General features: G+C 65.7%; 25 protein-coding genes and 1 tRNA gene. 20 read left to right on the forward strand and 6 right to left on the reverse strand.

Translation table 11 applies throughout. From position 1 onward, the window contains the following. Positions 1 to 39: 39 nt before the first annotated feature. The gene (mutM, locus tag AC56LK_RS22035; protein WP_497186613.1) at positions 40 to 873 is read right to left on the reverse strand and encodes a bifunctional DNA-formamidopyrimidine glycosylase/DNA-(apurinic or apyrimidinic site) lyase; all 834 of its coding nucleotides are present in this window, start codon (positions 871 to 873) and stop codon (positions 40 to 42) included. A gap of 111 nt (positions 874 to 984) precedes the next feature. Between mutM and AC56LK_RS22040 the strand changes: the two genes are divergently transcribed. From AC56LK_RS22040 to pth, 7 genes are all read left to right on the forward strand, one after another. Then, complete coding sequence (locus AC56LK_RS22040) at positions 985 to 2,799, forward strand: tetratricopeptide repeat protein (RefSeq protein ID WP_497186614.1); 1,815 nt, start codon at positions 985 to 987, stop codon at positions 2,797 to 2,799. A gap of 31 nt (positions 2,800 to 2,830) precedes the next feature. Further along, entirely contained in the window at positions 2,831 to 3,436 is a 606-nt protein-coding gene (locus AC56LK_RS22045) for an outer membrane lipoprotein LolB (protein WP_497186615.1), read from the forward strand. A 20-nt stretch (positions 3,437 to 3,456) separates the two neighbouring features. Beyond that, positions 3,457 to 4,356, forward strand: a complete 900-nt coding sequence (gene ispE, locus AC56LK_RS22050; protein ID WP_497186616.1) for a 4-(cytidine 5'-diphospho)-2-C-methyl-D-erythritol kinase — start codon at positions 3,457 to 3,459, stop codon at positions 4,354 to 4,356. 67 nt (positions 4,357 to 4,423) lie between these two features. Continuing rightward, positions 4,424 to 4,500: transfer RNA gene (locus tag AC56LK_RS22055), tRNA-Gln, on the forward strand. 142 nt (positions 4,501 to 4,642) lie between these two features. After that, positions 4,643 to 5,593 carry a ribose-phosphate pyrophosphokinase gene (locus tag AC56LK_RS22060; RefSeq protein WP_497186617.1) on the forward strand — a complete coding sequence of 317 codons (951 nt, stop codon included), beginning with the start codon at positions 4,643 to 4,645 and terminating at the stop codon, positions 5,591 to 5,593. A 194-nt stretch (positions 5,594 to 5,787) separates the two neighbouring features. Beyond that, positions 5,788 to 6,375, forward strand: coding sequence for a 50S ribosomal protein L25/general stress protein Ctc (locus tag AC56LK_RS22065; protein WP_436107868.1), 588 nt, complete (start codon positions 5,788 to 5,790; stop codon positions 6,373 to 6,375). Between the two features lie 175 nt (positions 6,376 to 6,550). Next, on the forward strand, positions 6,551 to 7,135 hold the full coding sequence (gene pth, locus AC56LK_RS22070; protein ID WP_497186618.1) for an aminoacyl-tRNA hydrolase: 585 nt from the start codon (positions 6,551 to 6,553) through the stop codon (positions 7,133 to 7,135). 20 nt (positions 7,136 to 7,155) lie between these two features. Here pth and AC56LK_RS22075 read toward each other — a convergent pair whose 3' ends face one another. Then, entirely contained in the window at positions 7,156 to 8,997 is a 1,842-nt protein-coding gene (locus AC56LK_RS22075; RefSeq protein WP_497186619.1) for a DUF3857 domain-containing transglutaminase family protein, read from the reverse strand. A gap of 98 nt (positions 8,998 to 9,095) precedes the next feature. Between AC56LK_RS22075 and AC56LK_RS22080 the strand changes: the two genes are divergently transcribed. Continuing rightward, positions 9,096 to 10,190 (forward strand): patatin-like phospholipase family protein, encoded by a 1,095-nt coding sequence (locus AC56LK_RS22080; protein ID WP_497186620.1) that lies wholly within the window; start codon positions 9,096 to 9,098, stop codon positions 10,188 to 10,190. A gap of 54 nt (positions 10,191 to 10,244) precedes the next feature. On the opposite strand, the gene AC56LK_RS22085 is transcribed toward AC56LK_RS22080, so the two are convergent. Further along, complete coding sequence (locus tag AC56LK_RS22085; protein ID WP_497186621.1) at positions 10,245 to 10,916, reverse strand: PEP-CTERM sorting domain-containing protein; 672 nt, start codon at positions 10,914 to 10,916, stop codon at positions 10,245 to 10,247. A 258-nt stretch (positions 10,917 to 11,174) separates the two neighbouring features. Here AC56LK_RS22085 and ychF point away from each other — a divergent pair, with 258 nt between their 5' ends. The 4 genes from ychF to AC56LK_RS22105 all read left to right on the forward strand — a co-directional run bounded on the left by ychF (position 11,175) and on the right by AC56LK_RS22105 (position 15,453). Next, positions 11,175 to 12,266 carry a redox-regulated ATPase YchF gene (ychF, locus tag AC56LK_RS22090; RefSeq protein WP_436107862.1) on the forward strand — a complete coding sequence of 364 codons (1,092 nt, stop codon included), beginning with the start codon at positions 11,175 to 11,177 and terminating at the stop codon, positions 12,264 to 12,266. Positions 12,267 to 12,438: 172 nt separating this feature from the next. Further along, positions 12,439 to 13,344, forward strand: coding sequence for a subclass B3 metallo-beta-lactamase (bla, locus tag AC56LK_RS22095; protein WP_497186622.1), 906 nt, complete (start codon positions 12,439 to 12,441; stop codon positions 13,342 to 13,344). A gap of 34 nt (positions 13,345 to 13,378) precedes the next feature. Continuing rightward, the gene (locus tag AC56LK_RS22100; protein ID WP_497186623.1) at positions 13,379 to 14,224 is read left to right on the forward strand and encodes an MOSC domain-containing protein; all 846 of its coding nucleotides are present in this window, start codon (positions 13,379 to 13,381) and stop codon (positions 14,222 to 14,224) included. Positions 14,225 to 14,334: 110 nt separating this feature from the next. Then, complete coding sequence (locus tag AC56LK_RS22105; protein WP_497186624.1) at positions 14,335 to 15,453, forward strand: GGDEF domain-containing protein; 1,119 nt, start codon at positions 14,335 to 14,337, stop codon at positions 15,451 to 15,453. A 1-nt stretch (position 15,454) separates the two neighbouring features. Here AC56LK_RS22105 and AC56LK_RS22110 read toward each other — a convergent pair whose 3' ends face one another. Further along, complete coding sequence (locus tag AC56LK_RS22110; protein WP_497186625.1) at positions 15,455 to 17,434, reverse strand: cation:proton antiporter domain-containing protein; 1,980 nt, start codon at positions 17,432 to 17,434, stop codon at positions 15,455 to 15,457. An 88-nt stretch (positions 17,435 to 17,522) separates the two neighbouring features. Between AC56LK_RS22110 and AC56LK_RS22115 the strand changes: the two genes are divergently transcribed. The 8 genes from AC56LK_RS22115 (at position 17,523) to AC56LK_RS22150 (ending at position 24,198) form a co-directional block, all read left to right on the forward strand. Then, positions 17,523 to 18,545, forward strand: coding sequence for a KpsF/GutQ family sugar-phosphate isomerase (locus tag AC56LK_RS22115; RefSeq protein ID WP_497186626.1), 1,023 nt, complete (start codon positions 17,523 to 17,525; stop codon positions 18,543 to 18,545). After that, positions 18,545 to 19,087 (forward strand): KdsC family phosphatase, encoded by a 543-nt coding sequence (locus tag AC56LK_RS22120; protein ID WP_497186627.1) that lies wholly within the window; start codon positions 18,545 to 18,547, stop codon positions 19,085 to 19,087. Before AC56LK_RS22115 ends, AC56LK_RS22120 begins: the two co-directional genes overlap by 1 nt. Positions 19,088 to 19,103: 16 nt before the next feature. Further along, entirely contained in the window at positions 19,104 to 19,706 is a 603-nt protein-coding gene (gene lptC / locus AC56LK_RS22125) for an LPS export ABC transporter periplasmic protein LptC (RefSeq protein WP_497186628.1), read from the forward strand. Between the two features lie 31 nt (positions 19,707 to 19,737). Then, the gene (gene lptA, locus AC56LK_RS22130; RefSeq protein ID WP_497186629.1) at positions 19,738 to 20,307 is read left to right on the forward strand and encodes a lipopolysaccharide transport periplasmic protein LptA; all 570 of its coding nucleotides are present in this window, start codon (positions 19,738 to 19,740) and stop codon (positions 20,305 to 20,307) included. After that, on the forward strand, positions 20,304 to 21,086 hold the full coding sequence (gene lptB, locus AC56LK_RS22135; protein WP_436107853.1) for an LPS export ABC transporter ATP-binding protein: 783 nt from the start codon (positions 20,304 to 20,306) through the stop codon (positions 21,084 to 21,086). The genes lptA and lptB overlap by 4 nt, the downstream gene beginning before the upstream one ends. After that, positions 21,086 to 22,561: an RNA polymerase factor sigma-54 gene (locus AC56LK_RS22140; RefSeq protein WP_497186630.1), complete on the forward strand. Its 1,476-nt coding sequence runs from the start codon at positions 21,086 to 21,088 to the stop codon at positions 22,559 to 22,561. Before lptB ends, AC56LK_RS22140 begins: the two co-directional genes overlap by 1 nt. 58 nt (positions 22,562 to 22,619) lie before the next feature. Next, positions 22,620 to 22,973 (forward strand): ribosome hibernation-promoting factor, HPF/YfiA family, encoded by a 354-nt coding sequence (gene hpf / locus AC56LK_RS22145; protein ID WP_159698125.1) that lies wholly within the window; start codon positions 22,620 to 22,622, stop codon positions 22,971 to 22,973. Between the two features lie 139 nt (positions 22,974 to 23,112). Next, complete coding sequence (locus AC56LK_RS22150; protein ID WP_497186631.1) at positions 23,113 to 24,198, forward strand: enoyl-CoA hydratase/isomerase family protein; 1,086 nt, start codon at positions 23,113 to 23,115, stop codon at positions 24,196 to 24,198. A gap of 6 nt (positions 24,199 to 24,204) precedes the next feature. Here AC56LK_RS22150 and rapZ read toward each other — a convergent pair whose 3' ends face one another. Together rapZ and hprK are read right to left on the reverse strand one after the other, a co-directional pair. Further along, the gene (gene rapZ / locus AC56LK_RS22155) at positions 24,205 to 25,083 is read right to left on the reverse strand and encodes an RNase adapter RapZ (protein WP_497186632.1); all 879 of its coding nucleotides are present in this window, start codon (positions 25,081 to 25,083) and stop codon (positions 24,205 to 24,207) included. 34 nt (positions 25,084 to 25,117) lie between these two features. After that, positions 25,118 to 26,053, reverse strand: coding sequence for an HPr(Ser) kinase/phosphatase (gene hprK, locus AC56LK_RS22160; protein WP_436107849.1), 936 nt, complete (start codon positions 26,051 to 26,053; stop codon positions 25,118 to 25,120). Positions 26,054 to 26,090: the final 37 nt, after the last annotated feature.

Here is a 26,090-nt window from a genome sequence, read left to right on the forward strand (position 1 = left end):
TTCTATGCCCGTGTTCGGCCTGGGTGATCCGCGCGGCCTTTAGCGCTGGCACTGCACGCAGTAGAAGGTCGACCGCTGGCCCTGCTTGATCTGGCGGACCGGCGACCCACAGTTGCGGCAGGGCACTCCTGCACGATCATAGACGAAATATGTCTGCTGGAAATACCCTGATTGTCCGTTTACTGCAATAAAGTCCCTTAAGGTGCTGCCGCCCTGCGCGATCGCGGCGGCAAGGATGTCCTTGATGGCCTCCGCCAGCCGGTCGTAGCGGACGCGGCTGATGCGCGCGGCCGGCGTCTTCGGGTTGATCCCGGCGCGGAACAGGCTTTCGCAGGCGTAGATGTTGCCGACCCCGACGACGATGTCGCCGGCCAGCAGCACCTGCTTGATCGGGGCGTTGCGCTTGCGGGTCTCGCGCCACAGGAGTTCGCCGGAAAAGCCTTCGCCCAGCGGTTCCACGCCGAGGCCGCGCAGCAGCAGGTGCTCGTCGAGTTCGCCTTCGTCCTTGCCGTGCCAGAGCACGGCGCCGAATCGGCGTGGGTCGTGCAGGCGCAGCACCTGTTTGCCTTCAGGACCGTTCACCACCAGGTCGAAGTGGTCGTGCTTGCGCGCTTCGATCCCCGGCGGCAGCACGCGCAGGTGGCCGGACATGCCGAGGTGGACGATCAGGGTGCCGTGCTCGAATGCGATCAAGAGGTATTTGCCGCGGCGGCCGGTCGCCAGGATGCGGCGGCCGGCCAGCAGTTCGGACAAACCGGGCGGGAAGGGCCAGCGTAGGCCTTCGCGGCGGCATACCACCCCCTCGACGACGCGGCCTTCGATATGGGGCGCGACACCGCGCCGGGTGACTTCTACTTCTGGCAGTTCAGGCATGGGGGGAGAGTCGTGTAAAGTCTTAGGCAGCCATTAAGTAAACGCGCTGCAGTGCACGCGGGCGCATGCTTGAGCGTAGAATCAGACAACATCTCAGAACCCGGACTTGCCTTGAAAAACGCTTTCGTCATTGTAACCCTCTCCAGCATCCTGGCGGCGTGCGCTGTCGCGCCGGGACAGCAAACTGCGCAGCAGACTACGCAGCAGCAGTCCGTGGCCGTCCCCGCGCAGGAAACCGTGGCGGAAGCGCCGAGCGAGGAAGAGCTGGAAGCCAAGGTCCGGGCCGAAGTCGAGGCGCGGCTGCCGAAGGTCGAACTGACCAGCAGCATGCTGAACCAGCTACTTAAGGCCGAGTTTGCATTCCGCAAGGGCGATTGGCAGGGCCCCTATCTGACCATGCTGTCGCTGGCCAAGCAGACGCGCGACCCGCGCCTGGCACGCCGCGCGGCCGAGATGGCGGTGGCCGCGCGCCAGGGCGACGACACCCTGGCCGCCGTGCGCCTGTGGCGCGAGCTCGATCCGGAATCGGACGAGGCGACCCAGTACTTCGTCGGGATGGTGGTCACGTCCGAGAACATCGCCGACGTCGAACCGATCTTCGTGGAGCGCCTGCGCAAGGCGCCGGCCGACGCGCGCGGCATGCTGCTGTTCCAGATCCAGCAGCTGCTGGGCCGCGCCAAGGACAAGGAGGCCGCCGGCGCCATGCTCGAGCGCGTCATCGCGCCTTACAACGGCACGTTCGAGGCGCATATCGTGCGCGCCCATGCGGCACTGGCGCGCGGCGAGCGCGAGGCGGCCCGCGTTGCGGCGCAGGCCGCCATCGCGGCCAAGCCGGATTCCGAAATCGCAGTGCTGATGATGGCCCAGGTGCTCGAGGACGACGCCAAGGTCGCCCCGCTGCTGGAAACCTTCCTCAAAACCCACCCGGAAGCGCGCGAAGTGCGTGCCGCCCATGCCCGGGTGCTGGTCAACCAGAAGCAGTACCCGCAGGCGCGCGCCCAGTTCGAAGCCCTGCTCAAGGGACGCCCCGAGGATGCGAGCAACCTGTACGCGCTGGGCGTGCTGGCGACCCAGATGAACGACGTCAAGGCGGCGGAAGGCTATTTCATCCGCTTCGTCGAGGTGCTCGGCCGCAACCCTGAAGACGAGCGCGACCCGACCCGCGCGCTCTTGATCCTGGCGCAGATCGCGGAAGAACGCGGCGATTATCCGGGCGCCCAGGCCTGGCTCGAGAAGGTGCCCGCGGGGACCGAGCCCCAGCTCATGCTCAGCGCCCAGCTGCGCCGCGCCCAGCTGCTGGGCCGCCAGGGCGACCTGGCGGGCGGACGCAAGCTGCTGGCCGGCCTGAAACCGACCGAGCCGGCGCAGCAGGTGCAGGTGGCGGTGGCCGAATCGCAGCTGCTGCGCGACGCCGGCCGCACGCTCGAAGCCTTCACGCTGATGGAAGCGGCCGCCAAGCGCTTCCCGAAGAATCCCGACCTGCTGTACGACTTCGCCCTGCTGGCCGAGAAGATCGGCCGCGTCGAGACCATGGAAAAGGCGCTGCGCGAGGTGATGACGCTGGCGCCGGACAACCACCACGCCTACAACGCCCTCGGCTATTCGCTGGCCGAACGCAACATCCGCCTGCAGGAAGCCCACACCCTGGTCGCCAAGGCCCTCGAGATGGCGCCGGGCGACCCCTTCATCATGGACAGCATGGGCTGGGTCCAGTACCGCCTGGGCAACCTGGACGAAGCCGAGAAGCAGCTGCGCAACGCGTATGCGCTGCGGCGCGACCCGGAAATCGCCGTGCACCTTGGCGAGGTGCTGTTCCAGAAGGGACAGCTGGCTGCCGCCCAGGAGCTGTGGCGCGAGGCGCGCGCCAAGGACCCGCAGAACGATACCCTGCGCAACACGCTGGCGCGCCTGCGCCAGAGCTTGTGAAATAATCCAGCTTTTGATTCCGCTGAAGCCGATGCCGATTTCCCGACGCCTGACCCGCCTTGCCTGCGCTGCCGCTTTCCTTACCCTGGCCGGTTGCGCCACCACCAGCACCAATGTCGCGACCGTCGCCGGCTACCGCGACAGCATCGACCTGAGCGGCCGCCTGTCCGTCAACTACCAGAAGGACGGCAAGCAGGAATCCCTGACCGGCAATTACGACTGGACCCAGCGCCCGGGCCGCGTGGACCTCACGCTGGCCAATCCGCTGGGCCAGACCATCGCCACCATCGAGGTCACGCCGCAGTCCGCCACCCTGACCCAGGCCGGCCGCGCGCCGCTGAGCGAAGCCGATATCGACACGCTGACCCAGCGCACGCTCGGCTGGCCGCTGCCGGTGGCCGGCCTGCGCGACTGGCTGCAGGGCTATGCCGTGGACGCGCAGGGGCAGCGCTTCGCCGCCTCGCCGGCCAACAATACCGTGACCACGCGCGACGGCTGGCGCCTGCGCTTCGTCGAGTGGCAAGACCCGAACGCCGCCCAGCCGGCGCCGCGCGTGATCCACGCCGAGCGCGCCGCGGCAGGGGAAATTCAGGAGCTGGCGATTCGCATCGTCATCAATCCGGCAGGGCAGGGCTGAGGGATAGGACTGAGATTCGCATGCGTTCGCTGCACCATTGCCCGGCTCCGGCCAAGCTCAATCTGTTCCTGCACGTGACCGGCCGGCGTGCCGACGGCTACCACCTGCTGCAAAGCGTTTTCCAGCTGATCGACCACGGCGACACCCTGCATTTCGACCTGCGCGACGATGACCAGATCGTGCGCAGCACGGATGTGCCCGGCGTACCGCAAGACCAGGACCTGATCGTACGCGCGCTGCGCCTGCTGCAGGCGGCGTATGCGCGCCGCCATGGCCGCCTGCCGCCGGGCATCGAGGTCGCGATCGAGAAGATCCTGCCCATGGGCGGCGGACTGGGCGGCGGCTCCTCGGACGCCGCCACCGCGCTGATGGCGGCCAACCACCTGTGGCAGGCCGGTTTGACCCAGCAGGAACTGATGGACCTCGGCTTGCCGCTCGGCGCCGACATCCCCTTCTTCCTGTTCGGCGAGACCGCGTTTGCCGAGGGCGTGGGCGAGGGCCTGCAGGCCGTGCCCGGTCCGGATTGCTGGTATGTGGTGGTCGAGCCGGGCGTGGCAGTACCGACCCCGGCAATTTTTTCGGCATCCGATTTGACGCGGGACACCAAGCCCGTTACAATAGCGGACTTTTCCAGCAGCCTCGCTGTTTCAGGCAAGCAGTTGAGTTTCGGGAAAAATGATTTGCAGGACGTGGCTGAACGCCTGTTCCCGCCGGTAGCAGAGGCGGTTGAATGGTTGGGCAAGCACGGCGATGCCAGGATGACTGGCTCGGGGGCATGTGTGTTCTGTGCCTTCTCCGGCGAGCGTGAAGCGGACCAGGTCCTGGCACAGGTGCCAAGCTACTGGAAAGCATGGAAAGCGCATTCGCTGATGAGTCACCCGATGAAATGGCTCTTGCAAAATCAAGCAGTTATGGAATAAAATTTTGCCTGTCGCGACGTTAGGCGTTAAAATACGCAGAATGTAACGGCAAGCAGTTCAGTCGTGTAGGGGAATCGCCAAGCTGGTTAAGGCACCGGATTTTGATTCCGGCATACCAAGGTTCGAATCCTTGTTCCCCTGCCAAAGTTTTCCCGGCCGTCGAAGCGGATGCTTCCGGCGGGATAAACAGCGGTGTAGCGTTCCGCCTGCATCCACAAGCTAATCAGCCGGTACATCCGGCTGATTGTTTTTCCAGAGTCAACTTCATATTCTTGGGACTTCCTCCATGGCTTACGAAAACCTGATGGTTTTTACCGGCAACGCCAATCCGGCACTGGCAGAGGGGGTCGCTAAGAACCTCGGCATTCCACTCGGCAAAGCAGTCGTTTCGAAATTCTCGGACGGCGAAGTCATGGTCGAGATCAACGAGAACGTGCGCGGCAAGGATGTCTTCGTCCTGCAGTCGACCTGCGCACCGACCAATGACAACCTGATGGAAATCATCCTGATGGTTGACGCGCTCAAGCGCGCATCGGCCGGCCGCATCACCGCCGCCATCCCATACTTCGGCTACGCCCGCCAGGACCGCCGCCCGCGCTCGGCGCGTGTCGCGATCTCGGCCAAGGTCGTCGCCAACATGCTGGAAGAAGCCGGCGTCGAGCGCGTCCTGATCATGGACCTGCACGCCGACCAGATCCAGGGCTTCTTCGACATCCCGGTCGACAACATCTACGCATCGCCGATCCTGCTGGGCGACCTGCAGAAGCGCAACTACGACGACCTGCTGGTCGTGTCGCCTGACGTCGGCGGCGTGGTGCGCGCCCGTGCGCTGGCCAAGCGCCTCGGCTGCGACCTGGCGATCATCGACAAGCGCCGCCCGAAGGCGAACGTGTCGGAAGTCATGAACATCATCGGTGAAGTCGAAGGCCGCAACTGCGTGATCATGGACGACATGGTCGACACCGCCGGCACGCTGTGCAAGGCCGCCGAAGTGCTGAAAGAGCGCGGCGCCAAGAAAGTTGTCGCCTACTGCACGCACCCGGTCCTGTCGGGTCCGGCCATCGACCGTATCCAGAATTCGCCGCTCGACGAGCTGGTCGTCACCGACACCATCCCGCTGAGCCCGGCCGGCGCCGCCTGCAGCAAGATCCGCCAGCTGACCAGCGCACCGCTGCTGGCCGAGACCTTCAAGCGGATCGTGAAGGGCGACTCGGTCATCTCGCTGTTCGCTGAATAAGCAACAATACACCGTTTTTCGCGGCGCGCCGGCTGACATAGCCGGCGCGCCGTTGTAACATCTTGGGTTTCCCGCATTCTTGAGCGCGCAGTAAGGCGCTTGTTCACGACTGCCCTGGTCGCGGGGCGGTCATCACTGGGTTACCGGGCTGGAGCATCTCCGGCATTCGGACCCATTTATTTTTGGAGTATCACATGAAAGTAGTCGCATTCAACCGCACTCAGCAGGGGACCGGAGCGAGCCGCCGCCTGCGCAAGGCTGGCCAGACCCCAGGCATCATCTACGGTGGCGCAGCTACCCCGGAACTGATCGCCCTGGACGGCAACGCCCTGTACCACGCGCTCAAGAAAGAAGCTTTCCATGGTTCGGTCCTGGATCTCGAAATCGAAGGCAAGACCCAGCAAGTCCTGCTGCGCGACTTCCAGATGCACGCATACAAGCAACTGGTCCTGCACGCTGACTTCCAGCGCGTCGATGCATCGAAGCCGATCCACACCAAGGTCACCCTGCACTTCATCAACGCCGAGATCTCGCCAGCCGTCAAGCTGAGCAGCGCTGTCATCTCGCACGTTGCCAACGAACTGGAAGTGGCTTGCCTGCCGGGTAAACTGCCGGAGTTCATCGAAGTCGACCTGAGCAAGCTGGAAGCCGGCCAGTCGATCCACGTGAACGACCTGACCCTGCCGGAAGGCGTGACCGCGCTGACCCACGGCCAGAACCTGACCATCGTCACCTCGTCGATCCCGCGCGGCGCAGCGTCGGCTGAAGCAGCTGCTGAGTAATAGCCTTCTTCGCTAGCCGTGCAAGCGGCTAGCAGGAAACAGAACCCGCCGTGGCTTGCCCGGCGGGTTTTTTGTTGGCGAACGCTGCCCGGCGGCGCCCGTGCGCATCATCGGCACGGTGGGCTCCGGTTTTCAGCGATAATCCTGTTTTTCCCAGAATCAAAGTAGACAGAGCATGTCCATCCGTCTGATCGTCGGCCTCGGCAACCCGGGCCCGGAGTACGAACAAACCCGCCACAACGCCGGCTTCTGGCTGGTCGACAACCTGGCGAATTCGCTGCCCGGCTGCCGCCTGCAGCGCGAATCGCGCTTCAACGCCATGGTGGCGAAGACCCGGATCGCAGGTAATGAAGTCTGGCTGCTGGAGCCGCTGACCTATATGAACCGCTCCGGACAGTCGGTCGGCGCGCTGGCACGCTTCTACAAGGTCAATCCGGACGAGGTGCTGGTCGTGCATGACGAGCTCGACATGCTGCCGGGCGTGGCCAAGCTCAAGAAGGGCGGCTCTTCGGGCGGGCACAACGGACTGAAGGACATCACTTCGGCGCTCGGCACCCAGGACTACTGGCGCCTGCGCCTCGGCATCGGCCACCCGCGCAGCCTCAACCTGCAGCAGGGCGTGGCCGACTTCGTGCTGCACCGCCCGCGCCGCGAAGAGCAGACCCTGATCGAGGAATCGATCGACAAGGCCTTGCGCATCATTCCGCTCGCTTGCGAAGGCAAGATGGATGTGGCAATGATGCAGTTGCACAGCGCCTGAGACGAAAAGACAGCGGCGCGCTAGCGCCCCTGCACGACCACCTGCCCACGCAGGTCGCCCATCATGCGCTCCAGCGCCGGCCGCATCTGGCGGTAATCCTCCGGCGTGCAGGTGGCCGCCGTATGCCGGAACTGCAGGCGCCGCTTCACGACCACAGCATCTCCCTGCCGCGCATACTGCGAGCGGTAGAAGAAGCTGCCGTCATCCACCACCAGCCCCTTGGGCAAGGCCAGCACGCGGGTACGCGGCGGCAGTGCATAGCGCAGCTCATCCTCGGCATCGATGGCGGGGCAGACGAATTCCTGGCGCCGCTCCGGCTCGCGCCCGAGCTCGAATACCGCATCGCCCAGCCCGCCCCAGAAATTGTAGGTCGTCGCCAGGGCGACCGGTCCCGGCAGCCGCACGAAGCCGTCGGTCGCGCCCGAGAAAGCCAGCGTGTAGTCGTCGGTTAGTGCGTCGCCCGGCTCGAGCAGCCCATCACCCGTTTGCCCGAGTCCGGCCAGCATGCGCCGCACAAAGCCGTCGCGCTCGGCCTGCGGCGTGGCGCGGATGACCTGGCGGGCGGGTTCGGCCATGGCGCCGCCGTTGCTGCGCCTGACGTGGAAGCGGCTGCTGCCGTCGCGGGCAATGTCGAAGCGGGTCGCGGTGCGGCTGTGTGCCGCTTGAAAGGCGGGCGTCACTGCGAACCGTCCCGACTCGGCCAGCACCACCGGTTTTCCGAGCAGGGCAGGGGGAAGGAAGCCGCCCGCGACCGTTCCGGCGGTCGGGTCGAGGAAAAGTTGCAGCTGCGGCAGGTAGACGATCACGTGGTTCAGCACGCCCAGCGTCGGCACCGCCGGCAGGCGGTAGGCATCGTCGCCGTTCACCAGCGCCGCGCTGGATGGAATGCCGGCCGCCGCCAGCAGGGCCTGCAGCAGCACGGCATGGTCCTTGCAGTCGCCATAGCGGTTCGCCAGCACCGAGGCAGCAGGATGCGGCACCACGCCGCCCGGTCCGAGGTAGACCGCGACATAGCGGATGTTGCGCCTTACCCAGTCCGACAGCGCGATCGCCCGTGCACGCGGGTCGTCCAGTCCCTGCGTGAGCCGGGCGGCGAGCCTGGCAATGGCATCGTCGGGCACTGCCGCCGCGGCCGAGCGCGCGTGATAGGCACGGGCGAAGGCCGCATAGTCGGGGAAGGTCGAGACCGCCAGCCGCCGCCCGTAGTCGAGATAGCTCACCGAGCCCTGTTCGATGCGTTCATTGTCGCCGTCCACGTAGCGCCAGCTATGACGGCGGCGGCCGGGCGGACTCTCGCCGGCCACCGGCACGAAGCCGGCAGCGTCCGCATGCAGCGTCATCGAGGCGGGCAGGTCGTAGATCAGCTGGAAGTCCTTGTGGCGGACGAAGCCGGGCACCGTGAAGTCTTCGAACTGGCCCGGGAACAGCGGCGTGTGGCGCCGCACGGTATAGCGCAGGCTGAGCGTATCGCCCACGGCGACGTCGGGAAAGATGACGACCTTCAGGCGCGTGTCCTGGAACATCGGCGCATCGAGGGAGGCGGATTCGTGCTGGTCGCGGATCTGCTGCGGCGCGACCGGCACGCGCCGTCCGTCCGGCTTGGTGGTCCAGGCCGCGATGGCCACGACCTGGTCGAGCGAGCCGTTGAAGCTGATGGCCTGCTCGGCCTGCCGTGCGACCGCGGCGGCGCCGGCGATGCGTTTCACCAGTTCGACCTCGAGCGTATAGGCGCCGTCGGCATCGACCGTGAAATGCTGCCGGTGGCGCTCGACCACCACCGAATGGTCGGTGCCGCTGTCGGCTGCGGCGAGCCGGCCGCAGGCGAGCAGCAGCAACAGACACAGTGCAAGTCGGAAGGACATGGGCAAGCTCCGCGAAAGCGATCGGCCCATGTTACGCAGCACCCCGGAGCCACCCTTGAGCCAGCACAAGCGCGTTCTTCCTGCGATAATTTCGCGCCATGAAGGCACTCACATTCCACGCCGGGCCGCTGGCCCTGGCCCAGATCGGCGCGCAGGGCTTGCGCGCCAAGGACATCGCCATCGTGCCGGCCGCGGCCGGCGGCCCCAAGGGATTGATCTTCCAGGCGCTCGACCAGTGGACCTTCGGCGAATGGCTCCCCGGCGCGCCGCGCGAGCGCATGCTCATCGGTTCCTCGATCGGCGCCTGGCGCATGGCCGCGGCCTGCCAGCGCGATCCGGCCAAGGCCTTCGCGCGCCTGGGCGAACTGTATGCGGGCCAGCGCTACACCAGCCGCAAGCCGTCCCAGCACGAGATCGACAAGGTCGTACAGGGCCTACTGGGTGAATTCGTGCGCGGCCACGAGGACGACATCGTGAGCCATCCGCACCACCGCCTGCACCTGCTGGCCGTCCGCGGCAAGGGCGGCCTTGCCGCACCGGGGCACCCGCGCGCCGAGCTGCGCGGTTTTGCGGCGGCGGCACTCCATAACGCCTGCTCGCGCGCCTGGCTCGGCCGCTGCATGGAACGGGTCGTGATCGGCGATGCGCGTGCCCAGGCGCCGTGGCTGCGCGAGCGCTTCGATGCCTTCACCACGCACTTCTCCACGCTCACCCGCAAGAACCTGGCGGCCGGCCTGCTGGCCTCGGGCACGCTGCCGCTCATCATGAAGCCGGTGACGGGCATCGAGCACCTGCCGCCCGGCAGCTACTGGGATGGCGGCCTCATCGATTACCACCTGGCCCTGCCGTATGCGCGGGCGGCCGGGGAGGCAAAAGGCAACCTGGTGCTCTACCCGCATTTCACCCAGCACATCGTGCCGGGCTGGCTCGACAAGGGTTTCCCGTGGCGCCGCGCGGCGCGCGCCCACCGCGGCTGGCTCGACAACGTGCTGATCGTCTCACCCTCCGATGACTTCCTGCGCACCCTGCCGCGCGCCAAGTTGCCGGACCGGGCGGACTTCAAGTTCTACGGCCTTGATCATGACGAGCGCATCCGCAACTGGCAGCGCGCGATCGGGGAAGGGCAGCGCCTGCGCGACGAGTTGGCGGCCTTCGTGGAAAAGCCGGACCTGTCGCTGATCAAGCCGATCTGATCCAGGCGAAAAAAAACCGCTGCCTCGGCAGCGGTTGTCCTTGTGCCCGAGGAGTCAGGCCTGTTTGCGGCGGCGCGCGGCAAAGCCCAGTGCGCCCAGGCCCATCAGCAGGACGCTGGCCGGCTCCGGGATCTGCGCCGGCGTGCCGAAGAATTCCAGTTCGGCCAGCTGGTGCATGCTGTCCGAGACCACGCGCGTCGACTGGTAGCGGAAGATGCTGTAGGACGCCGGCAGGCTGTAATCGGTACCAACGAAGAACTGGGCGGTCTGGTGGCGATCGGTCCAGACCGACTGTGGCTTGTCGTAGCTGAAGATGGTGGTGTAGTTGATGCCGTCGTTCGAACCAAGAATCTTCCATTGGTTCGAGTCGCGGCCCGGGACGTCGTTGGCCGACGATGCCGTGAAGCTGGTCAGGGTGTAGCGCTTGCTGCCGAAATTGGCCTCGACCCAGACGTTGGTGTCGCAGCACCACTTGTCGTTGCCGCCGCCGACCCGGTTGTCGAACACGTTGAACGCATATTCGCCGCCGCCGAAACCTTGCTCGACCGAGGAGCGGAAAGTCGCGTTATAGCCGACGTCGGCTTCCGGGTTGCCATTGTTTTCCGGGTCGGTCAGGTCGCCCCCGACCAGGCCGGCATTCGCGTAGCCGGTGCGGATGGTGACTGCGTTCGCGCTTGCCGCGAACAGGCTTGCCGCGATGGCCAGTGCAAAGATGAATTTGGTCATGATGTTAGAAAATAAGGTAAGTTGATTGTTACTTAGCAATTCTCGTTCCATCTCGGCAAGTCATTGATTGCAAAAGGTATATTTACAGGACGCGAAGCAGGGTAGGCGTGACTGTAAAGATTCTCGACAGTAATTTTGATGTGTAAGGCTAGTTTCCTGAGCCGTTTTTTTCAGCAACCCATAGCGTCCCCGGTTACAATGTGGGGTTTTGGAGCCGGGCTTCTTCCGCTCCGCATCTACACGAGAGAAAGTATTCCCATGAGTCTCCAATGCGGCATCGTCGGCCTGCCGAACGTCGGCAAGTCCACCCTGTTCAACGCCCTGACCAAGGCCGGCATCCCGGCCGAGAACTACCCGTTCTGCACCATCGAGCCGAACGTCGGCGTGGTCGAGGTGCCGGATCCGCGCATGCAGGCGCTGGCAGAGATCGTCAAGCCTGAGCGCATCGTGCCGGCAATCGTCGAATTCGTCGACATCGCGGGTCTGGTGGCCGGCGCGTCGAAGGGCGAGGGCCTGGGCAACCAGTTCCTGTCGCACATCCGCGAGACCGACGCCATCGTCAACGTGGTGCGCTGCTTCGAAGACGACAACGTCGTGCACGTCTCCGGCAAGGTCAGCCCGATTGACGACATCGAAGTGATCCAGACCGAACTGGCGCTGGCCGACCTGGGCGCCGTCGAGAAGGCGATCCACCGCGAGAACAAGAAAGCGCGTTCGGGCGACAAGGACGCGGCCAAGCTGGTCGCGCTCTGCGAGCGCATGCTGCCGCACCTGAACGAAGGCCAGCCGGTGCGCACCATGGGCCTGGACGCCGACGAGCGGGCCATGATCCGCGAACTGCACCTGATTACCGCGAAGCCGGCGATGTACGTGGCCAACGTGTCCGACACCGGTTTCACCAACAACCCGCTGCTGGACCAGTTGACCGAGTTCGCCAAGAAGCAGAACGCGCCGATCGTGGCGATTTCCGCCGCCATCGAATCGGAAATCGCCGAGATGGACGATGCCGACAAGAAAGACTTCCTGGCCGACATGGGCATGGAAGAGCCGGGCCTGGACCGCCTGATCCGCGCCGCCTACAATCTGCTCGGCCTGCAGACCTATTTCACCGCCGGCGTGAAGGAAGTGCGTGCCTGGACCGTCAAGGTCGGCGCCACCGCCCCGCAGGCGGCCGGCGTGATCCACACCGACTTCGAACGCGGCTTCATCCGCGCCCAGACCATTGCATACGACGACTATATCGCCTACAAGGGCGAAGCCGGCGCCAAGGAAGCGGGCAAGATGCGTGCTGAGGGCAAGGAGTACATCGTCAAGGATGGGGATGTGCTGAACTTCCTGTTCAACGTCTAAGCTGCCAAGCGCCCGACCGAAAAGCCCCGCCATCGAGCGGGGCTTTTCGTTATGGGTTCCAGTTCGTCCCGCATCGGCGCCAGTTCGTCCCACAATACTTTTCCGGTCGCCCTTCGCATGCTTAACTAGCTCGAGCAAGCCTTTCCCCAACATCCCTACAAGCGAGCGAGTCATGAAAACAAGCCTGGTCACTGCCGCCCTCCTGCTGGCCGCGAACGGCGCGCCGGCGCAGGACGCGATCAACTGCGGTTCCTGCGCCGAGTGGAACCAGCCGGTGGCGCCCTTCAACGTCCATGGCAACACGTACTACGTCGGCACCGCCGGCCTGTCGGCCATCCTGGTCACCGGCCCCCAGGGCCACGTCCTGCTCGACGGCGCACTGCCGCAGTCCGCCCCGCTAATCCGGAAGAACATCGAGTCCCTCGGCTTCAAGATGCAGGACGTGAAGCTGATCCTGAATTCGCACGCCCATTTCGACCATGCCGGCGGCATCGCCGCGCTGCAGAAGGCCAGCGGCGCCACTGTCGCCCACAGCCCGCACGGCGCCCAGGTGCTGCGCGACGGCACGCCGGGCACGGACGATCCGCAATACGACCCGAAGGAGCGTGCCCATATGCCCAAGGTCGCGCAGGTAAACGAAGTCGCGGACGGCGAAACCCTGGCGGTCGGTCCGCTGCGCTTCACCGTCCACTACACGCCCGGCCACACGCCCGGCGGTACCACCTGGACCTGGCAGTCCTGCGAAGCCGGCAAGTGCCTCGACATGGTCTATGCCGACAGCCTGACCCCGGTGTCCACCGACGGCTTCCACTACACCGGCGGCCCCGGCTACCCGGACCGCTCGGCCAGCTTCCGCCAGACGATCGCCAGGATCGCCGGCCTGAAGTGCGACATCGTGATCGCCGCCCATCCCTCCGCCACGGACGCCTTCGGCAAGGCGGCGCGCAAGTCCGCACAATCAAACCCTTTCATCGATCCGGACGGCTGCCGCAAGCTGGCCGCGGGCGCGGGCAAGAACCTCGAGGCGCGCCTGCAGCGCGAGCGCGAGGAGAAGGCCAAGGCGGCTGCCGGCGGCTGACAGGGTAGGACAATTCCTGCCATACTGTCGGCCCATGGCCACCGTTACCGAACTCCTCATCTACCCGATCAAGTCCTGCGCCGGCATCTCGGTGCCCGAGGCGCAGTTCCACGTCTCGGGCCTGGTGGCCGAGGGCGTGCACGACCGCGAGTGGATGCTGGTCACCCACGACGGCCAGTTCCTGACCCAGCGCGAGTACCCGCGCATGGCGCTGCTCACCCCGCGCATCGATGGCGACGCCGTCGAGGTGGCGGCCCCCGGCATGCCGCCGCTGCGCCTGCCGCTCGCGCACGACACCGCCGCGCGCAGCATGGCGGTCCAGATCTGGGACCACAGCGTGGACGCCGCCGATTGCGGTGACGCAGCGGCAGCCTGGTTCGCCGACGCCATCCAAGGGCCTTGCCGCCTGGTGCGCTTCCGTCCGGACGTGCAGCGCCCGACCAGCACCAAGTGGACCGGCGGCGCGCCCGCCGAAACCCGTTTCGCGGACGGTTACCCGATCCTGGTCATCGGCCAATCCTCGCTCGACGATCTCAACGCAAGACTGCAAGCAGCCGGCCGCGCGCCGCTGCCGATGAACCGCTTCCGCCCGAACCTGGTGGTCGACGGGCTCGAAGCGTTTGAGGAGGACTACGTCGAATCCTTCGCCGCCGACGGCCTGGCGCTGCGTCCAGTAAAACCCTGCGCACGCTGCCCGATCCCGGCCATCGACCAGGCCACCGGCATTCCCGGCCCGAATCCGCTCGACATCCTGCAGTCCTACCGCGCTAACCCGCGCATGGAAGGCGCCGTCTGCATGGGTATGAATTGCATCGTCACGACGGGCGCGGGACGCTCCCTGTATGTCGGCCAAGAACTGGAAACCGCCATCGCCTTCTGAGCGTCGTTATGCTGGCTGAGTGTCGTTAAATCGCCCACCCCGGGCGATTTTTCGTTTGCAAGGCTGGGAAGATGGCGTAATGTTACGGTTATTGCTGAAAGGAATCTTCAATGCACGAGCCGGATGCGCAGACGCGAGAACTGATGCTGGAGAACGAAACCCTGCGTTCCCGCATGGCGTACCTGCTCGAGCAGGCCGAGCGCAACCACTCGATCATGACCCGCCACCAGACCTTCGACCTGCAGATCGTGGGCGCCGGCTCGTTCCAGGAACTTGTGTCGACCATCTTCGGCACGCTGCCGCTCATCTCCGAGCTGGACACCGTGACCCTGGCGCTGGTGGACCCGGAGGCCGACATCTATACCGTCATGCACAAGCTGGGCGTCGACTACGAAGAGCTGCCCAACCTGCTGTTTTGCGAGCAGGCGGACGAACTCGGGTTCAAGGTGGCGGAGGGACGCCCTCCGCGTGCGGTGCTGGGGCCGTATGCACCGTCGCGCCATGGCGCGATGTTCCCGCATCCGCCCAAGGGCCTGCAGAGCGTGGCCCTGGTGCCGCTGCTGCGCAATACCCGCCTGATCGGCAGCCTGAACCTGGGCAGCTCCGACCCGAACCGTTTCACCCCGGCCCTCGGCACCGATTTCATCGAGCACATGGGATCGATCGTCGCGATCTGCCTCGAGAACGTCATCAGCAACGAGATGCTCAAGTTTATCGGGCTGACCGATTCGCTCACCGGCGTCTACAACCGCCGCTACATCGACCGCCGCCTGGTGGAAGAGATCGCGCGGGCGCGCCGCCAGGGCTACCGCATCTCCTGCATGTACATCGATATCGACCACTTCAAGCAGGTCAACGACAGCGTCGGCCACCAAGGCGGCGACGACGTGCTGCGCGAGGTGGCGCAACGCATCAAGGCCGAACTGCGCATCTCGGACGCGCTGGGACGTTTCGGCGGCGAGGAATTCGTGGTGCTGCTGATCGACGCCGACCTGGAAAGCGCCAGCATGGTGGCGCAGCGCATCCGTGCCAGCGTCGCCCTGAATCCGGTCGACCTGAGCACGGGCGAGCAGGTCGGGGTGACGGTCTCGATCGGGGTCGCGACGCTCGACGACTTCGAGCGCGATCATGCAATCGAGGGCGTGGCCCAGGATCTGGTGGCGCAGGCGGATACGGCGCTGTATCAGGCCAAGGCCAACGGCCGCAATCGCGTCGTGTCGCTGTCGTAAATCAGAGCAGCCGGCCTTCGGCGTGGCTGACCGCTTCGCCTTCTCCCCGCAGCACCAGCACGTCCCCCGCCAGCAGGGTCGTCTCCGGATCGAAGCCCAGGCTCTGTCCATTGCGCCGGACGGTCGTCACCTCGGCGCCCACTTCCTCCAGCGCCAGCTCCCCGATGCGCTTGCCGATGCCGATGGCGCCGCTGTGCAGCGTCACCGAATGCAGGCGTACGTAGGTGTGTTCCAGGTCGTCCGAGACGTCGCTGGCGCCGTGGAAGTAGCCGCGCAGCGAGGCGTAGCGCTCGTCGCGCGCCGCCTGCACGCGGTGCACCACGCGGCGCAGCGGCACGCCCATCGTCACCAGCGCGTGCGAGGCCAGCATCAGGCTGCTCTCCAGCGCTTCCGGCACCACCTCGGTGGCGCCGGCTTTCTTGAGCACGTCGAGGTCGCTGTCGTCGTGGCTGCGCACGATGACGGCCAGGTTCGGCGCCAGCTCGTGCACCAGGTGCAGTACCTTGAGCGCCAGGCGGGTGTCGGCGAAGGTGATCACCAGGGCGCTGGCGCGGTTGATGCCGGCCGCGATCAGGCTTTCGCGCCGCGCCGCATCGCCGTAGGACACGCTGGCGCCGGCCGACTGCGCTTCCTGCACCCGCTCCGGATCCAGGTCGAGCGCGTACCAGGGCAGCTTCTCTTCGGTCAGCAGCGTCGCCAGGCTCTGGCCGCTGCGTCCGAAACCGGCGATGATCACGTGCTTCTGGGTCTTCATGGCGCGGCTGGCGATCTGGGTCAGCTGCAGCGACTGCATCATCCATTCGTTGGACGAGACTTTCATGACGATGCGGTCCATGTTGTCGATGACGAAGGGTGCGACCAGCATCGACAGCACCATCGAGGCCAGCACCAGCTGCAGCAGGAAAGGGTCGACCAGCTTCGAGCCCATGGCCAGGTTCAGCAGCACGAAGCCGAATTCGCCGGCCTGGGCCAGCGCCAGGCCGGTGCGCATCGCCACGCCGTCGCTGGAACCGAAGGCCTTGGCGAGAGCCGCGATGATCGCGAACTTGAGCAGCACCGGGAAGATCACCAGCGCCAGCACCAGCCACCAGTGCTCCAGCACCAGTCCGAGGTTGAGCAGCATGCCGACCGTGATGAAGAACAGCCCGAGCAGCACGTCGCGGAAGGGCTTGATGTCTTCTTCCACCTGGTGCTTGTACTGGGTCTCGGAGATCAGCATGCCGGCCACGAAGGCCCCCAGCGCCAGCGACAGGCCGGCCTGCTCGGTGACCCAGGCCAGGCCGAGCGTCACCAGGAGCAGGTTGAGCATGAACAGCTCCTGCGAGCGGCGCTTGGCGACGATGGTGAACCAGTTGCGCATCAGCTTCTGGCCGAACTTCAGGAGCAGGGCCAGCACGAAAGCGGCCTTCAGCGCCGCCCAGCCGAGCGTGACCACCAGTTCCTCGGCCGGCCGCGCCAGCGAGGGGATCAGGATCAGGAGCGGCACCACCGCCAGATCCTGGAACAGCAGGATGCCGATGATGCGCCGTCCGTGTTCGCTTTCCAGTTCCAGGCGCTCGGTCAGCATCTTGACCACGATCGCGGTCGACGACATCGCCAGCGCCCCGCCCAGGGCGAAGGCGGCCTGCCAGCTCACGTGCAGGGCAGGGGCCCACCAGGAAATGAACAGGCCGAAGACCATGGCGGCCACGATTGTCAATACCACTTGCGCCATACCCAGCCCGAAGACGATGCGCCGCATCGATTTGAGCTGGGCCAGGGAGAATTCGAGTCCGATGGAAAACATCAGGAACACAATGCCGAACTCGGCCAGCGCATGGGTGGCCGGGCTTTCGTTGGCAAGGGCCAGCGCATGGGGGCCGATCAAGACGCCGGCGGCCAGATAGCCGAGCATCGGCGGGAGGTGAAGCATCCGGAAGGCGACCACGCCGAGCACGGCGCAGCCCAGCAGGAGCAGGGTCAGTTCAAGTCCGGAATGCATTGGCCCCAGTTGTTTTTTTCGTTATCGTTGTAGTGGTTTGTTACGACTGGCAAGTTTTTTGCTTACCCAATTCGTTTATACTGCCAACATGAGTGTAACCCATGAAAAAATAATGCTGAAAAGTTTTGACGCGGACCAGGCCCGCCGTGCGCTGGAGCTGGGCCGCGAGACCCTGGCCATCGAAGCCGATGCCATCCGCGCCCTGCATGCGCGCCTCGGCGACGACGACAATTTCGTGCGCGCGGTCCAGCTGCTGTACGGCTGCACCGGCCGCGTGGTGGTCTCGGGCATGGGCAAATCCGGCCACATCGCCCGCAAGATTGCCGCCACCCTGGCCTCGACCGGCACCCCGGCCATGTTCGTGCACCCGGGCGAAGCCGCCCACGGCGACCTCGGCATGGTGACCTCGCACGACGTCTTCATCGCCATCTCGAATTCCGGCGAATCGTCCGAGCTGCTGGAAATCCTGCCGGCCATCAGGCGCATGGGCACGCACGTCATCTCGATGACCGGCAAGCCGCACTCGCGCCTGGCCAAGCTGTCCGAAATCCACCTCGACATCTCGGTGGCCAAGGAAGCCTGCACCCTGAACCTGGCGCCGACCACCAGCACCACCGTCACCCTGGCCATGGGCGACGCCCTGGCCGTGGCCTTGCTGGATGCGCGCGGCTTCCGCGAGGAAGACTTCGCGATGTCGCACCCGGGCGGGGCCCTGGGCCGGCGCCTGCTGACCCACGTGCGCGACGTCATGCGCAGCGGCGACGCCATCCCGGCCGTCTCGCCGGACACCCCGCTGACCCGCGCCCTGCTGGAAATCAGCCAGAAGGGCATGGGCATGACCGCCATCGTCGACGCCGAACGCCGCCCGGTCGGCGTGTTCACCGACGGCGACCTGCGCCGCCTGATCGAGCGCGTGCAGGACTTCTCGAACATCAGCATTCGCGACGTGATGCACGCGAACCCGCGCCGCATCCATCCGGAACAGCTGGCGGTCGACGCCGTCGCCGTCATGGAAGAGTTCCGCATCAACCAGATGCTGGTCGTCGATCATGATGAGCGCCTGGTCGGCGCACTCCACATCCACGACCTGACCCGCGCCAAGGTGATCTGATGAATGGTTTGATCACTGCGACGGAATACATGCAGCGCGCGGCGCGCGTGAAGGTGATGATCTTCGACGTCGACGGCGTGCTCACCGACGGCAGCCTGACCTACGGCCCGGACGGCGAGGTCACCAAGACCTTCAACGTGCTCGACGGCCTCGGCATCCAGCTGCTGAACAAGACCGGCATCAAGACCGCCATCATCAGCGCGCGCAAGTCGCCGATCGTGGTCAAGAGAGCTAGCGACCTCGGCATTTCCCATGTCTACCAGGGCATCCACGACAAGCGCGTCGGCTTTACGGAACTCCTGGCGGCGACCGGGGTCACTCCCGAGGAATGCGGCTACATCGGCGACGACGTGATCGACCTGCCGCTGTTCACCCGCGTCGGCTTCGCCGTCACCGTGCCCTCGGGCCACCCGGACGTGCAGCACCGCGCGCACTACGTGACGAAGAACGCGGGCGGCCGCGGCGCCGTGCGCGAGGTCTGCGACCTCGTCATGCGCGCCCAGGGCAGCTACGAACAGGCGCTGGCGCCGTATTTCGCCTGAATACGCCTGAGGGAACATGGTCAACTACAAGCGCACCGCCCACCGCTGGAAGCTCCTGGCGATCATGATGATCGCTACCTTCTGCGCCTTCGGCAGCTTCTGGCTGGTGCAGCTGATGGAGAGCGAGGACACGGACGCCCGCCTCGGCGGTCCGCTGAGCGAGCCGGACTACATCGTCGAGAATTTCTCCTTCGTGCGCATGACGGAAGAGGGCAAGCCGAGCTACGTGGTGACGGGCAAGCGCCTGGCGCACACGCCGGAGGGCGACGTGTCCGTGGTCGAACAGCCGGCCATGCAGGGCATGACGCCGGGCCGCCCGCGCACCGACATCGTCGCCCAGCGCGCCCGCATCCACCACGAGGAACACCGCGTCGAACTGCTCGGCAACGTCGACATCCGGCGTCCGGCCACGCCGACCAGCGAAGCCCTGCGCGTGCGGACCCAGGCGCTGACCGTGCTGCCCGACGAGGAAATCCTCAAGACCGACAAGCCGATCGAGATGCAGCTCGGCGCCGCGACCGTGACCGGCACCGGCATGGTCGCCAACAACGCGACCCAGAAGCTGCACCTGGCCAGCCGCGGCCAGATCATCTATCCGCCACGCCAGCGCCGCGAATGACAGGCGCCGCGTGCAACCCAGGACAAGCAACATGAAAAAATTCATCGCAGCCGCATGCCTCACCCTGGCCGCCTTCGGCGCCTCGGCGGAGCGCGCCGATTCGCTCAAGCAGGCCGTGATCAACTTCGATTCGCTCGACGTGGACGAGGTCACCCAGACCCGCATCCTGACCGGCAACGTCGTGCTCACGCGCGGCACGCTGGTGCTGAAATCCGACCGCGCCCTGGTCAAGGAAACGCCGGAGGGCTACATGAGCGTGACCCTCACCGCGAACAACGGCAAGACCGCCACCTTCCGCCAGAAGCGCGACGGCGGTCCCGACCTGTGGGTCGAGGGCCAGGCCCAGCGCATCGAATACGACGAGCGCGCCGAACTGGTCAAGCTGTTCACCGCCGCCGAAGTGCGCGAGCTGGAGAACGGCCGCATGACCAATGAGATCAAGGGCCCCTTCATCTCCTACGACAACCGCCGTGAAGTCGCGCAGGTGCGCAACGACGCCAGCGGCGCCAGCAAGGTGGGCGGCGGCCGCGGCACCCTGATCATCGCGCCACGCCGCACCACGGCGCCGGCCGCATCTGCAACTGAGGGTGCCAAGCAATGACGGCATCCATGACGGCGGCGATGACCTCGGCGGGCGAGGGCTGCAGCACCCTGATCGTCAAGGGCCTGCAGAAGAGCTACGGCAAGCGCCTGGTGGTGCGCGACGTGTCGCTGCAGGTGGAGTGCGGCGAAGTGGTCGGCCTGCTCGGCCCCAACGGCGCCGGCAAGACCACCTCCTTCTACATGATCGTCGGCCTGGTGCCCTCGGACGCCGGCACCATCGACATCAACGGCACCGACATCTCGAGCCTGCCGATTCACCGGCGCGCTGTGCTGGGCCTGTCCTACCTGCCGCAGGAAGCCTCGGTGTTCCGCAAGCTGACGGTGGAAGACAACATCCGCGCCGTGCTGGAATTGCAGCGCATGGACGGCAAGCCGCTCAGCAAGGACCAGATCAACGAGCGCCTCGACACCCTGCTGGCCGAGCTGCAGATCGAGAAGCTGCGCGAGAACCCGGCGCTGTCGCTGTCGGGCGGCGAGCGGCGCCGCGTCGAGATCGCGCGCGCGCTCGCCACCAACCCGCGCTTCGTGCTGCTGGACGAGCCCTTCGCCGGCGTCGACCCGATCGCGGTGATCGAGATCCAGCGCATCGTGCGCTTCCTGAAAGAGCGCAACATCGGCGTCCTGATCACCGACCACAATGTGCGCGAGACGCTCGGCATCTGCGACCGCGCCTACATCATCAACCAGGGCGCGGTGCTGGCCTCGGGCCGGCCTGACGACATCATCGCCAACGAAAACGTGCGGCGCGTCTACCTCGGCGAACACTTCAGGATGTAATGAAACAATCCCTGCAGCTCCGCACCTCGCAGCACCTGGCGCTCACGCCGCAGCTGCAGCAGTCGATCCGGCTGCTGCAGTTGTCCACGCTCGAACTGCACCAGGAGATCGAGCAGATCCTGCACGACAACCCGCTGCTCGAGCGGCTCGACGATCCGCTCGACCGCTCGGTGCGCCTGCTGGCCGACGGCGCCATCAACAGTGCACCCGCAAACGGCGATGCGCCGGCGCCGCAGCCGGCGGCCGAAGAAGGCGCCAAGGCGGAAGGCGAGGGCTTCGATGAGGGTGGCGGCGGCGAGGGCGAGCGCGGCGAGGCCGACAGCGACTGGGGCGGCGAAGGCGGCGGCGCCCGCAGCGGCGACGACGAGGATGGCCGCCCGCAGCTGGAAGCCGACAGCATCACCCTGCGCGAACACCTGGCGGAACAGATCCGCATGAGCGCCTGCAGCCAGCGCGACCGCGCGCTGGCCGAGCTGGTGATCGACGCGCTCGACGACAACGGTTACCTGGAAGAGCCGCTCGACGAGATCCATGCGCGCCTGCCGGAAGAACTCGAGATCGAGATGGACGAGCTGCGCTGCGCGCTGGCGCTGGTGCAGAGCCTCGATCCGGTCGGCGTCGGCGCGCGCAGCGCGGCCGAGTGCCTGGCGCTGCAGATCCGCCGCATGCCGGGCGTGCCGCTGGTGACGCGGCGCCTGGCCCTGAAGATCGTCGAGGGCTACCTGACCTGGTTCGCGCAGCGCGAGTACACCAAGCTGAAGAATGCGCTCGACTGCGACGACGAAGACTTGCGCGAGGTGCAGGCCGTGGTCCGCCAGTGCAATCCGCACCCCGGTGCGGCCTTCGGCGCGGGCGTGTCCGACTACGTGGTGCCGGACGTGATCGTGCGGCGCGCCAAGAGCGGCTGGGCGGTGTCGCTGAATCCGGACGTGATGCCGAAGCTGCGCGTGAACTCCCTGTACGCCAACCTGCTCAAGCAGGGAAAGAGCGAAAGCCAGATGGGCGCGCAGCTGCAGGAAGCCAAGTGGCTCATCAAGAATATGCGCCAGCGCTTCGACACGATCCTGCGTGTCGCCGAGGCAATTGTCGAGCGCCAGCGCAACTTTTTCAGCCACGGCGCGGTTGCCATGCGCCCTCTTGTTTTGCGTGAGATAGCTGATACACTAGGCCTACACGAGAGCACGATCTCGCGTGTGACTACTCAGAAATACATGCTGACCCCGCACGGCATGTTTGAGCTGAAGTACTTCTTCGGAAGCCACGTCGCCACCGAAGCGGGGGGAGAAGCCTCCTCGACGGCGATCCGCGCACTCATTGCGCAATTGACAGGAGCAGAAGACCCTAGGAACCCATTATCCGACAGCAAGATCGCGGAGATGCTCGGGGAACAAGGTATGGTCATTGCACGCAGGACGGTCGCCAAGTACCGTGAAGCGCTCAAGATTCCGCCCGTCAGCCTCCGCAAATCCCTGTAAAGCTACTGCCCATTCTCACCTTGTGGCACGGGCAGGGCACCTTCCCTAAGGAGTGTGTATGAACCTCACAATCAGCGGCCACCATCTCGAAGTCACCCCCGCCATCCGTGAATACGTTCAGAATAAGCTCGAGCGCATCACCCGCCATTTCGACCACGTGATCGACACCCACGTGTTCCTTGCCATCGATAACCTCACCGAAAAAGAAAAGCGGCAAAAAGCCGAGATCAACCTACAGGTATCTGGCAAAATTTTGCATGTGGCAAGCGCGGCGCAGGATCTGTACGCAGCGATCGACACGCTGATGGACAGGCTGGACAGGCAGGTTCTGAAACACAAATCCATGCTGCAAGACCATAACCACGTGGCGCACAAGCGCCTTCCGGACAACGGAGAAGCCGCCGCCGCGTAAATAACGGGCGACCGCATACCAGCAAGGGCGTCTGAGGGGACGCCCTTTTTGCGTTTACTGCGCTTGTTACTTTTCCGCGCTTCCAGTTTTACGCAGGTGTTCTGTAGAATGCATGTCTTTTCGACCACAGAATACCATCATGACCGATTACGTCCTGACCCGCGTCGCCAACCGCACCGGCGTCATCACGCTCGACCGGCCAAAAGCCCTGAACTCCCTTTCGCTCGACATGGTGCGCGCCCTGACCGCCATTTTGCTGCAGTGGAAGGATGACGCGGACATCGAGGCGGTGGTGATCACCAGCAGCAGCGAGAAGGCCTTGTGCGCCGGCGGCGACATCCGCTTCTTCCACGAGATGGGCCAGGTCGGCCCGACGGGCGGCAGCGCCCTGCTGGAAGATTTCTTCACCGAAGAATACGCGCTCAACCACCTGATCCATTTCTACCCGAAACCCTACATCGCCGTGATGGACGGCGTGGTGATGGGCGGCGGCATGGGCATCGCCCAGGGCGGCCCGGACTGCGGCCTGCGCATCGTGACCGACCGCACCAGAATGGCCATGCCCGAGGTGAACATCGGCCTGTTCCCGGACGTTGGCGGCAGCCACTTCCTGTCGCATGCGCCGGGCCAGCTGGGCCAGTACCTGGGCCTGACCGGCCTGACGATCGGCGCCGCCGACGCGCTCTACGTGGGGCTGGCCGACGTGTTCGTGCCGGGCGCCGAGCTGGCCGGGCTGATGGCGCTGGTGGAGTCGACCCCGGGCGCGCAGCTGCCGGCGGCGATCCGCAGCTTCGCGTCGCAGTTTGCCGCGCAAGTAGGTGCGAGCGAGCTGCAGGCCCAGCGCGCCGTCATCGACGCGCATTTCGGCGCGGCCACGGTGGGCGCGATCACGGCCTCGCTGGCGCGCGACGAGAACCCGTTCGCGCAGAAGGCGTTGAAGGCGATGTGCCAGCGTTCGCCCTTGATGATGTGCGTGACGCGCGAGCTGCTGCTGCGCGGGGCCGCGCTGGAGGTGGCGGACTGCCTGCGCATGGAGCGCAACCTGGTGCGCCGCAACTTCGAGCACGGCGAAGTGCTGGAGGGCGTGCGGGCGCTGGTGATCGACAAGGACAACCAGCCGAAGTGGAATCCGGCGACGCTGGACGAGGTGACGCCGGAGATGGTGGCGCGCTTCTTCGAGCCGGTGTGGCCGGAGTATGCGCATCCGCTACGGCATTTGTCGTAACGGGTTTTACTGGGCCGCGTGCTTCGGCTGCTCGCGATGCCGAATGATCACCCGCTCGGTCTTCCCGAAATACGCCCCCAGCCTCTCCGCCATGTACACCGAGCGGTGCTGCCCGCCGGTACACCCCACTGCCACCGTAAGGTAGGAGCGGTTGTCCGTCTTGAACGAGGGCAGCCACTTCTCCACGAAGGCGCGGATGTCTTCCAGCATGTCCAGGGCGCTCTGCTGCGCGTCGAGGAAGGCGATCACCGGCGCGTCCTTGCCGGTGAGGGGACGCAGCGCCAGGTCGTAGTAGGGGTTGGGAATCGCGCGCACGTCGAACACGAAGTCGGCATCCAGCGGCACGCCCACCTTGAAGGCGAAGGATTCGAAGAACAGCGTCAGCGGCGCCTCCCCGATGTCGGTCAGTTCCTTCACCCAGGCGCGCAGCTTGTTGGCCGACAGTTCCGAGGTGTCGATCACGTGGCCCAGGTTCTCGATCGCCGACAGGCGCTCGCGTTCCTCGGCGATGCATTCGATCAGGGTGCGGCGCGAAGCGGGGTTCTCGCCCGGGCGCAGTTCGTGCGACAGCGGGTGGCTGCGCCGGGTTTCGGAAAAACGCGCCACCAGCGAGTGGGTGCTGGACGTCAGGAACATCACCTTGACGTTATGGCCTTCTTCCTTCAGGTGGCGCACGCTCACCGGCAGCTCCACCAGCGATTCGGCGCTGCGCGCATCGACCGCGACGGCGATCTTCTCCGTGCCTTTTTCACTGACCGCGTAGACCAGGGCCGGCAGCAGGGCCGGCGGCAAGTTGTCGACGCAGTAATAGCCTGCGTCTTCCAGGACGTTCAGGGCAACCGATTTGCCCGAGCCGGAAATACCGGTAATGAGGACGATGTGCATGAGGCAATGATACCCCAAATGGATGATCGATCGGCTAGTCGCCGCTCATCGCCTGGCGTTGCCGTTCCATGAATTCCTGCAGCGTATCGATGCCGCGCAGCTGCAGGATGGTGTTGCGTACCGCGGCTTCCAGCAGCACCGCGATGTTGCGGCCGGCCGCCACCGGGATCACCACCTTGCGCACCGGCAGGCCGAGCACGTCTTCGGTCGGGAAGTGGAAGGGCAGGCGCTCGACTTCCTCGTCCAGCGCGCCACGCTTGACCAGGTGGACGATCAGCTTCAGGCGCATCTTGCGGCGCACCGCGGTCTCGCCGAAGATCGCCTTGATGTCCAGCAGGCCCAGGCCGCGCACTTCCAGCAGGTTCTGCAGCAGCGGCGGGCAGCGGCCCTCGATCATGTTCGGCGCGATGCGCGAGAATTCCACCGCGTCGTCGGCCACCAGCCCGTGCGAGCGCGAGATCAGTTCCAGGCCCAGCTCGCTCTTGCCGAGGCCCGAGTCGCCGGTGATCAGGACGCCCACGCCCAGCACGTCCATGAATACGCCGTGCATGATCACGCGCTGCGCCAGCTTCTTGGACAGGTAGACGCGCAGGAAGTCGATCACCTGCGCCGCCGGCAGCGGGGTCGAGAACAGGGGGATGTTCTGCTCGTCGCAGATGGCGAGGATGTCGGGCGGGGTTTCGAGGCCTTGGGCGATGATCAGGGCCGGCGGGCCGCCGCCGATCAGCTCGCCGATCACGTGGGTGCGCGAGCTGGATTTCAGGCGGTGGTAGTAGTTCAGCTCCTGGTGTCCGAAGACCTGGATGCGGCCCGGGTGGATCAGGTTCAGGTGGCCGACCTGGTCGGCGGCCGAGGCCGCGTCGCCCGCGATCTGCCGCTCGCCGCCGGGGAAGCCGGCGAACCAGCCGAGCTGGAGGCTGTCACGGTTGTCGTCGTACAGCCTTTGGATGGTCAGCGGAGTTTGCAGCATGGGCATGTCGTCAAGGTCGCGGCGAATTGCCGCGTAG

It is taken from the genome of Telluria sp. ZB4P36 (assembly GCF_059685865.1).